This window comes from Stenotrophomonas sp. HMWF003 (assembly GCF_003061285.1).
GTDB lineage: Bacteria > Pseudomonadota > Gammaproteobacteria > Xanthomonadales > Xanthomonadaceae > Stenotrophomonas > Stenotrophomonas maltophilia_AP.
Genome location: NZ_QAIW01000232.1, coordinates 19,311 through 28,672 on the forward strand (window position 1 = coordinate 19,311; position 9,362 = coordinate 28,672).

The 9,362-nt window shown below is 67.8% G+C and carries 9 protein-coding genes, 2 tRNA genes and 1 pseudogene; 5 read left to right on the top strand and 7 right to left on the bottom strand.

Translation table 11 applies throughout. The annotated features are described in order from the left end of the window. The 4 genes and pseudogenes from DBR34_RS22510 to DBR34_RS09555 form a co-directional block, all read right to left on the bottom strand. Window positions 1-459, bottom strand: a pseudogene (locus DBR34_RS22510) (NADH pyrophosphatase); the annotation flags it as partial. 73 nt (window positions 460-532) lie between these two features. Continuing rightward, window positions 533-922: an iron-sulfur cluster insertion protein ErpA gene (gene erpA, locus DBR34_RS09545; RefSeq protein ID WP_038685803.1), complete on the bottom strand. Its 390-nt coding sequence runs from the start codon at window positions 920-922 to the stop codon at window positions 533-535. Between the two features lie 47 nt (window positions 923-969). Then, window positions 970-1,431: a polymer-forming cytoskeletal protein gene (locus DBR34_RS09550; protein WP_128096610.1), complete on the bottom strand. Its 462-nt coding sequence runs from the start codon at window positions 1,429-1,431 to the stop codon at window positions 970-972. A gap of 4 nt (window positions 1,432-1,435) precedes the next feature. After that, window positions 1,436-2,188: a DUF6776 family protein gene (locus tag DBR34_RS09555; protein WP_128096611.1), complete on the bottom strand. Its 753-nt coding sequence runs from the start codon at window positions 2,186-2,188 to the stop codon at window positions 1,436-1,438. A 183-nt stretch (window positions 2,189-2,371) separates the two neighbouring features. Between DBR34_RS09555 and DBR34_RS09560 the strand changes: the two genes are divergently transcribed. From DBR34_RS09560 to DBR34_RS09570, 3 genes are read left to right on the top strand one after another with little or no spacing between them, the layout of a single operon-like run. After that, window positions 2,372-3,001, top strand: a complete 630-nt coding sequence (locus DBR34_RS09560) for a DUF4126 domain-containing protein (protein WP_128096612.1) — start codon at window positions 2,372-2,374, stop codon at window positions 2,999-3,001. A gap of 45 nt (window positions 3,002-3,046) precedes the next feature. Next, a complete protein-coding gene (locus DBR34_RS09565) occupies window positions 3,047-4,906 on the top strand; it encodes an EAL domain-containing response regulator (protein WP_128096613.1) in 1,860 nt (619 codons plus the stop codon). 47 nt (window positions 4,907-4,953) lie between these two features. Next, complete coding sequence (locus tag DBR34_RS09570) at window positions 4,954-7,227, top strand: hybrid sensor histidine kinase/response regulator (RefSeq protein WP_258223786.1); 2,274 nt, start codon at window positions 4,954-4,956, stop codon at window positions 7,225-7,227. A gap of 1 nt (window position 7,228) precedes the next feature. Here DBR34_RS09570 and bfr read toward each other — a convergent pair whose 3' ends face one another. The 3 genes from bfr to DBR34_RS09585 form a co-directional block, all read right to left on the bottom strand. Beyond that, window positions 7,229-7,699, bottom strand: a complete 471-nt coding sequence (gene bfr / locus DBR34_RS09575) for a bacterioferritin (RefSeq protein ID WP_128096615.1) — start codon at window positions 7,697-7,699, stop codon at window positions 7,229-7,231. Window positions 7,700-7,894: 195 nt separating this feature from the next. After that, a complete protein-coding gene (locus DBR34_RS09580) occupies window positions 7,895-8,104 on the bottom strand; it encodes a (2Fe-2S)-binding protein (protein ID WP_038685797.1) in 210 nt (69 codons plus the stop codon). A 134-nt stretch (window positions 8,105-8,238) separates the two neighbouring features. After that, window positions 8,239-8,862 carry an RNA pyrophosphohydrolase gene (locus tag DBR34_RS09585; RefSeq protein WP_038685796.1) on the bottom strand — a complete coding sequence of 208 codons (624 nt, stop codon included), beginning with the start codon at window positions 8,860-8,862 and terminating at the stop codon, window positions 8,239-8,241. Window positions 8,863-8,981: 119 nt separating this feature from the next. Between DBR34_RS09585 and DBR34_RS09590 the strand changes: the two genes are divergently transcribed. Further along, a tRNA-Met gene (locus tag DBR34_RS09590) sits at window positions 8,982-9,058 on the top strand. A gap of 51 nt (window positions 9,059-9,109) precedes the next feature. Beyond that, window positions 9,110-9,184, top strand: a tRNA-Gln gene (locus DBR34_RS09595). Window positions 9,185-9,362: the final 178 nt, after the last annotated feature.

Consider the following 9,362-nt stretch of genomic DNA (forward strand, 5'->3'; position numbering starts at 1 on the left):
GCATTGCGCGCAGCGCCCGACAAAGCCGCCGCGCGCGAAGGTGATGCCGCCGCCGCACACCCCGCAGAAGCGCGTGCGCGACTGCCAGTACGACATCCCGCGCGCATAGCAGAACGCGCTGGCATCGGCGGCCGACCAGGTGGTGGCCGACTCGCGCAGGTCCACCCGCTGCGGCGCGGTGACATCCACGCTCGCCGCTTCCAGCGAGAACCAGGCGCGCTCACCGCGCAGCCCCAGGAAGATCGCCGTTCCCGGCCCGCCCCCGACCTGCGCGCCGGTCAGCGCAAGCGGCTGGCCATCGTCGCCGGCCAGCGCGCGGCCGTCGGTGTCGAGCACCAGCACGTGCGCATCGGGCCACAGCCGCGCCAGCGCGTCGGCGTCCTGGCGCAGCGGATCGGCACGTTCAAGGGGATCGGTAGTGAAAGCAAAGCCGGACAGCGGCGTAGAAAATGTCGACATGCGGCAAGCCTGCCCACATTCGATCACAGTGGCAAGCGCCAGCCGACCGATAGGGTCGGCAGCGCCAGGCACATCACATGCTGAAACTGCTGCCGCAGCCGCAGGTGGTTTTGGCGTTCGGATTGCGGATCACGAACTGCGCGCCGGTCAGGCTTTCGGTGTAGTCCACCTCGGCGCCCATCAGGTACTGCAGGCTCAACGGATCCACCAGCAGGGTGACACCGTTGGTGTCCACCGCCAGGTCATCCTCGGCACGGTTCTCGTCGAACTCGAACCCGTACTGGAAGCCGGAGCAGCCACCGCCCTGGATGTACACACGCAAGGCAAGACTGGTACTGGCCTCGTCCTGGATCAATTCCTTCACTTTGGCCGCAGCGGCTTCGGTGAAGTTGAGGGGACGGTCCAGCGACTGGTAGTTCGGCGCGGCGACAGGTGCGCCGGGCAGGGAAACAAGCGTGCTCATGTCCCCAGCATGGGGGCGCATGGGCACGCTTTCAAGCGTTCAGCCGTTCAGGCCATGGCCTCGGCCAGCTTCTTGCGGGCCGCGCCGTCCTTGCCCTTGCCGGCGGTTTCGTCGGCCGGCGGCGGCAGCGCGGCCATCTGCGCGCTGCCATGGATCAGGCGACCGGTCAGCTGCGCGCCTGCGTTCATCTCCACCACCTGGTAGTGGATGTTGCCGGCCACGCGCGCGGTCGGGGTCAGTTCCACCTTTTCGGTGGCGTGCACGTCGCCGTCCAGGCGGCCACTGATCACCACCACCTGGGCGCGGATCTCGCCCTCGATGCTGCCCTGCTCGGCCAGGGTGATGGTGGCATTGGCTGCCCCCTCGGCGGCGATCACCTTGCCCAGGATGGTGCCTTCCACATACAGGCCCCCACTGAACTCCACGTCGCCGCGGATCACCACCTGTGCGCCGATCAGCGCGTCCACGACCAGATGTCCGTCGCGGTTGGATTTGTTGCTGCCAAACATGGGCTTACTCCCCTTCTTTCGCCGATGGTGCCGCCGGTGCGCCGGCCTGCTTCCAATCAAAAACCTGGGTGGCGCCCCCCGCGCCCGATCCCAGCGTGACCCGCACACGTTGCGGGGTGAAGTCTTTCGGCAGGATGATGCTGCCGGTGAGCTGCTGGAAGTACCGGAAGGAATAGTCCTGGCCCGGCACCTTGGTGCGCTGGTGCAGCTCGTCCCAGCTGACCGAGGTCAGCTTGCCGCCTTTGACGCCTTCCACGGTGAAACGCATCTGGCCCTGGCTGATGGCGCCGCGATTGAGGTTCTGGGTGAGCACCACCGCGTACTGCCAGGTGCCGCCGGTTTCCGGGCTGAATTCGACCGAATGGGTGTTCAGGCCCTTGCGCTGGCTGGTGGCGCCCACCAGCCGCTCGTAGAAGGCCACGTCGGCGCGCAGGCCGGCGATTTCCTCGTCGCGCTCGCCCAGCGAGGTCTGCACTTCATTGTTGGCGGCCCGGCTGATGCGGTCCGACGCCTGCAGCGTGGCCTGGCGCTGCTGCAGCTCGACCACCTGCTTGTTCAGGCTTTCCGCGCGCGCCTCGGCGGCGTCCAGCTGCTTGCCGGCATCCCCGCCGGGGCCGGCGGTCCAGCGCCCGATCAGGACCGCCAGGATGACGCTGACCAGCCACACCCCGGCCAGAAGGGCCAGGCGGCGGCGATCCTGCACGGGCGGCGTGCCGGGCCGGCGGATCTGGATACGCGATGGTGTCGGAGAGTTCATGGCGGTTGTCCGCGGCAGCGCGCTTGGCGATACCGGCACGGCCCCTGTCGGAACGAGCGACTGGCTAGTGTAAATCAGGGTCGGGCGATTTCACGCGCCAGGGGACGTGGCCGGCGGTGGCGTTCATTGACGTCATCCCCGATAGTGTGGGCCTGTGCACACTTTGCAGGCGGAGCGCGCGTCATGACCGAAGCCCATCTGTTTGTCGTCGGCATCCTGCTGGCCTGGCTGGCGGGCATCCGCGTCTACCTGACCGTGTTCGGCGTGGGCCTGGCCGGGCTGCTCGGCTGGGTAGACCTGCCGCCGGCCCTGCAGGCCACCGAATCGTACTGGGTGCTGGGTACCTCGGCGGTGCTGGCGGTCGCCGAGTTCTTCGCCGACAAGATCCCCGGGGTGGATTCGGTCTGGGACCTGGTCCAGACCCTGGCCCGGGTACCGGCCGGCGCCTTCCTGGCTGCCGCCACCCTGTCGCCCGGTGGCGAACTCAGCGGCACCGCGCTGGCTGCCGGGGCCGGGGTGGCGCTGGCCAGCCACGGGCTCAAGTCCGGCACCCGCGCCCTGCTCAACACCTCACCGGAACCGGCCAGCAACTGGGTGGCCTCGGCCGCCGAGGACACCGTGGTGGTGGGCGGCCTGGCGTTGGCGCTGGCCCACCCGTGGCTGGCGCTGATCGTGGTGGTCGCCTGCAGCCTGGTCGGCGCGCTGGTGGTGTGGTGGGTGTGGCGCACGTTGTGGAAGGGCATGCGCTGGCTGCTCGGGCAGGCCGCCGAGCGCCCTGGCGCGCTGCCGAATCGCGACGGGCTGCCACCGTAGGCACAGCCAGGCACGGCATAATTGCGTCGCAGACTGGGAGTATTGATGGCCGTCACCGACAACGTTGTTGCATCCGCCCGCGCCACGCGCGCTGAAACCCCGCCCGCCGACCATTGGCAACGGTGGGTTGGCAGCGCCGCGCCGGTCGCCGCCGCGCCGAGCAACGTGGTGCCGCTTACCGCGGCCATCGCAGCGGCACCGCCGCCGCTGCCGCAGGTGGAGGCGCGCGAAGACGCCGCCTCCCCGCTGGGCCTGGATGCGCCCTACCGGGTGCTGATCGTCGAAGACGACCGCTCCCAGGCCCTGTTCGCGCAGAGCGTGCTGCACGGCGCCGGGATGGAGGCCATCGTGCACAGCGACGCCGAGGGCGTGCAGCAGGCCATCGCGGACAACCGTCCCGACCTGATCCTGATGGACCTGCACCTGCCCGGCCTGGACGGCATGCGCCTGACCGCGCTGATCCGCCAGCAGCCCGGCCAGCAGCTGCTGCCCATCGTCTTCCTCAGCGGCGACCCGGACCCCGAGCGCCAGTTCGAGGTGCTCGACAGCGGCGCCGACGATTTCCTGAGCAAGCCGATCCGTCCGCGCCACCTCATTGCCGCGGTGTCCAACCGGATCCGCCGTGCGCGTGCGCAGGCCGCCACCCAGCCCGGTGCCAATGGCGCGCCGGCCATGAACAACCCCGAGACCGGTCTGCCGACCCGGCACCATGTGATGCAGCAGCTGGCCGCCTCGCTGGCCCACCGCGACCACGGCGGCCTGTTCTTCATCGAAGTGGCCAGTGCCCTGGGCCTGCGCGAACGGTATGGCTACGCCGCGTTCGAGCGCCTGATGGTGCAGGCCGCGCAGCGCCTGGCCGACAGCGCGCAGCCGCACCTGCTGGCGCGCCTGAACGACAACAGCTTCCTGGTGCTGGCCCGCGGCATCGACGAGGAAAGCCTGGACAGCGTTGCCCAGCACCTGCGGGAACAGTTGTCGGGGCGTGCCTTCGTGATCCGCGACGACGAGTCGGTGCACCTGCGCGGCGTGGTCGGGCATGCACAGCTCTCCCTGGGCTTCAGCGATGCCGGTACCGCGCTGGAAGCGGTGGAACGCACCACCCTGCAGGCACGCCTGCTTACCGCCGGTGTCGCCGCGCATGTGCGCCGCGAGGATGTCGCCGCGCAGGAACACCTGGCCCTGCTCGAAGGCCAGCTGGAACTGGCCTACCAGCCGATCGTGGCCGTTGCCGGCGGCAATACCGCCCAGTACCAGGTGCTGCTGCGGCTGCGCCAGGCCGATGGCACCGTGCTCGCTGCCGGCCAGGTGATTCCGGCGGCCGAAGCCGCCGGGCGCATCGCCGACCTGGACCAGCAGGTGCTGGACCACGCACTCGGCCTGCTCGACCTGTACCGGCATGCCACCCAGCCGCTGAGCCTGTTCGTGTCGCAGTCGCTGCGTACGCTGGCGCGCGATGCCTTCGCCGACTGGCTGCTGGAATCGCTGGCGCGCCGGCAGATCGCCGGCGAGGCGCTGGTCATCGACGTGCGCCTGCCCGATGCGCTGATCCACACCGTCACGCTGCAGCAGTTCTGTTCGCGCATGGCCGACGTCGGCGTGCGTTTCTGCCTGAGCCAGTTCGAGCCGGGCAGCGAAGCCAATGCACTGCTCACCCAGTTGCCACTGACCTACGTGCGCATGGCCGCGCGCTTCTCCAGCAGCCACGCCAACCAGCGCACCCGCGACGAACTGCGGGCCGCCATCGACAACGCGCACCGCGCCGGCCTGCAGATCATCGGTCAACAGATCGAAGACCCCCAGGCGGCGGCCGCGATGTGGATGGGCGGGGTCGACTTCATCCAGGGCAACATGGTGCAGTCGGCGGGCAGTGAATTGAACTTCGACTTCCACAACGCGGTGTTGTGATGACGACCACCCAAGGACGGGTACCCCGCGCACTCTGGCTGACGGCCATGGCCGCAGCGGTTGCAGGCACCGCCGCGGTGATGGCGGCGATCGGCAGCCGCGGCCCCTGGGCACTGATTGCCGCCGCTGCGGCCGTGGTGACGGTGATGGCCAGCCTGAGCTGCGTGCAGCATTGGCGCGACACCCAGCAGCGGCTGCAGCAGCTGCAACGCCGCGGCGACGCGCTGGCCAGCGAGCGCGATCAGCTGCAGCATGCGGTGCAGCAGCAGGATGTGCTGGAACAGGAACTGCTGCAGGCCAAACAGGCCGCCGAGGCCGCTGCGCTGGCCAAGGGCGAGTTCCTGGCCACCATGAGCCACGAGATCCGCACGCCGCTCAATGGCATCCTGCCGATGCTGGACCTGATCGCCGGCGGCCAACTGGGCACCGACCAGCGGCAGATGCTGCAGACCGCCACGGTCAGCTCGCAGCAGCTGCTGCGCATCGTCGATGACATCCTCGACTACTCCCGTCTGGAGGCCAAGGGCCTGGACCTGGAGATCACCACCTTCAACCTGCGCGAGCTGCTTGAGGGGCTGGTCCAGCTGATGCAGCGCAGTGCCGAGCCCAAGGCCTTGAAGCTGTCGCTGGAACTGGATCCTGCCGTGCGTCTTTCGGTACGCGGCGACCCGGTGCGCCTGCGCCAGGTGCTGGGCAACCTGCTGGTCAATGCCATCAAGTTCACCGAACGCGGCCAGGTCCGCGTGCGCGTGCAGCGCCTGGGTGAAACGAGCGCGCAGCACCAGCTGCGTTTCGAAGTGACCGACACCGGCATCGGCATCGACGCGGCCCTGCAGTCACGGCTGTTCCAGTCCTTCAGCCAGGCCGATGCCTCCACCACCCGCATCTACGGCGGCACCGGGCTGGGGCTGGCCATCTGCAAGCGCATCATCGACCTGATGCATGGCCGTATCGGGGTCAGCTCCACGCCAGGCCACGGCGCCACGTTCTGGTTCGAGATTCCGCTGCTGAAGGTCATCGGCGACCTGCCCGCCCTCGGCACCACCACCACCCGTGCGTTGCTGGTCAGTACCGACGCGCTGCTGGCCCAGCGCCTCGACCGGGTACTGCAGCATTACGACATGCGCCTGCACGTGGTGGAAAGCGCCTCGGCTGCGCTGGACATCCTGCGTGCGCCGCAGCGCCCCGGCATCGAACCGGTGCTGAGCTGGGTGCTCGCCGATACGGAGGCCCTGCGCCATGGCGCTACGGCCCTGCATCGGGCCGTGCTGCGCGACGGTCGCGATCCCTTGCCCCGGCTGGTGTGGCTGCAGGGTGCCGAACCCCTCGCGTCGGTCCTGCTGGAGGATGCGGTGCAGCTGCCACGTGACGCCGCCGACAGCGACCTGCACGCGCTGCTACGCCCGGCCATGGCCCCGGCACGCCCGGCACCGCTGCTGGCGGAGGTGGCGGCCGGTGCCGGCAGCGCACCCTCCCCACAACTGGGGCTGCGCGTACTGCTGGTGGAAGACAACAGCGTGAACCTGGCCGTTGCCCAGCGCCTGCTGCAGGTACTGGGCTGCAGCGTGGTCACCGCCACCGACGGGCAACAGGCCCTGGAGCACCTGCATACCCAGCGCGTGGACCTGGTGCTGATGGATTGCCAGATGCCGGTGCTGGATGGCTACCAGGCCACCCGCCGCTGGCGCGCGCACGAAGCCGACACCGGTGCGCCGCGCCAGCCGATCGTGGCGATGACCGCCAATGCCATGGCCGGCGATCGCGAACGCTGCCTGCAGGCGGGCATGGACGACTACCTGTCCAAGCCGGTCAACCGTGCCTCGCTGCAGGCGTGCCTGCAACGCTGGCAAGGCGATGCAGCCGCGTTGCCATGGCCTGCGCAGCCCGCAGAGGCGCGCGGGCCGGACATGCAGTTCGCCGCACTGCCGACCTCGGTGATGCCCGACAGCGACGACAGCCCGCTGCCCGTGCTGGATGGCAGCGTGCTGGATGAACTGGTGGAGGTGATCGGCGCGCAGACCGCGCACATCATCGGCGTGTTCCTGGACGACACCCCGGCCCTGATCAGCCAGCTGCAGGATGCCTCGGTGGCCGCCGACCTGGACCAGCTGCGCGCGCTGGCGCACAGCCTCAAGTCGGCCAGTGCCAATGTGGGCGCGTTGGCCCTGTCTGCGGCCTCGCGCCGGATCGAACACGACGCGCGCGCCGGCACCCTGGAACGCCCCGCCGTGGCGGTGGCGTTGCTCATCGCCGAGTTCGCGCGTGCGCGGATCGCGCTGGCCGGGTATCAGAACGGCCTGCGCGTCCCGCTGCAGGACTGACTCAGTCGTCCAGCTTGGTCAGCAGGTAGTTCGGCTCGCTGATGCGTTCGATCAGGTCGAGCTGGGTTTCCAGCCAGTCGATGTGTTCTTCCTCGGAATCGAGGATCTTCACGAACAGCTGGCGGCTCACGTAGTCGCCCACCGAATCGGCGTAGGCCACTGCGTCGCGCAGCGTGACCACGCCATCGCGCTCCAGCGCCAGATCGCACTGCAGGATCTCGGTGGGGTTCTCGCCGATGCGCAGCTTGCCCAGCGCCTGGAAGTTGGGCAGCCCTTCGAGGAACAGGATGCGATCGGACAGCATGTCGGCATGCTTCATTTCTTCGATCGATTCCTTGTACTCATGATCGGCCAGTTCCTTCAGGCCCCAGTTCTTCAGCATCTTGGCGTGCAGGAAATACTGGTTGATCGCGGTCAGCTCGTTGTAGAGGACCTTGTTGAGGAATTCGATGACTTTTGCGTCGCCCTTCATGAGCCTGCTCCTGCTGCGTGTGAACGCGCGCACTGTAGCGCTTCGCGCCGGGGCATGATGAAACGCGAATCGTGCTCAGTTGCGCCCGGCGTCCGCGTACTCAGAATGCGAACACGCAACGTAGTGTCGGCCGCTGAACGGCACCTCGGACATCTTCGTTGGATAGCGACAGCCGCGGGCCGGCACTGACGCCGGTCAGGCGACCTGGGCCAGGCCCAGCACGGGCAGCGGCAGGTCGTGGGTGGCGCTGAACTTGGCCAGCAGGTCCGCCGCCATGTCCAGGCAGGACCCGCAGGTGGCACCGCAGCCGGTGCGCATGGTCAGTTCGGACACGCTCGCGACACCGCTCTGGGCGGCTTCACGGATCTGGTGGTCGGTAACCCCGTTGCAGATACAAACGTACACGTGCGGACTCGGCAGGCAGGCCAGGAAGGGCCTGCCGCTATTCCAATAGAAATGCGAATGGTTGTCAATTTCGTATCTGAATCATTCTCGATACGGTTCAGACAGATCACGGCCGCACGCCGTGGCGCGCCCCATCACGGCGCGCCCGGGTCGCCCTTGGCCTTGCGCGGCCAATAGCCCCGCTTGGGCGGCGTGCGCTTGCGCGGCCGGTCGTGCCCGGCGGTGTTGCCCGGCATCCAGGCTTCCTGGGCCGACTTGGGCATCGACTCCACCCCGGTACCGGCCACGCCACGCGCCAAGGGCGCCAGGTGGCGCAGCGCGCGGGCATAGACCCCGCGCTTGAACATCACCACATGCTCGACCGGGTACCAGAAATCCACCCACCGCCACTGGTCGAACTCGGGGCTGTCGGTATGGTCCAGCGTCACATGGGATTCGTCGCCGGACAGACGCAGCAGGAACCACACCTGCTTCTGGCCGATGCACACCTGCTTCTCATTGCGCCGGATGGCGCGTGCGGGCAGCCGATAGCGCAGCCAGCCCGGTGTCGCTCCGAGGACTTCGACGTGCTCGGGCAACAGCCCCGTTTCTTCGTGCAACTCGCGATACATGGCTTCGACGGGCGTCTCGTCGGTATTCATGCCGCCCTGCGGAAACTGCCAGCCGTCCCGGCGCACGCGTCGTGCCCAGAACACCTGTCCATCTTCCCGCATCAGCACAATACCGACGTTCGGTCGATAGCCGTCCGGATCGATCACGATGCGGACTCCTAGAAAAATCTACTGATCCGACTTTGACACGCCCGCTGCCCACTCACAAGCGTGATGAAAAAGTGTTGACAGATCCGAGATACATCTCCAGAATTACCGGCTCCCTAGGCTATGTAGCTCAGCCGGTTAGAGCACAGCACTCATAATGCTGGGGTCGGTGGTTCGAGTCCACCCATAGCCACCAAGTTAACCCTTGGTTTTGTAGGGAAAAAGTGCAATACTTGCACGCACATATTGCCCCGTCGCCAAGCGGTAAGGCACCTGACTCTGACTCAGGCATTCGGTGGTTCGAATCCATCCGGGGCAGCCAAACAAACAGAAAAGGCCGATCGAAAGATCGGCCTTTTCTGTTTGTTTGGACGGCGTGCCGGGCGCCATGCACCCAGCACCCCAACCTTGCGCAGCAAGGTTGGGGTCCGCCTCATTTACCTCCACATCCCCGCGCCTGTCGGCGCGCCCCCTTGGACTCCAAGGGGGCTCCTCAGCTG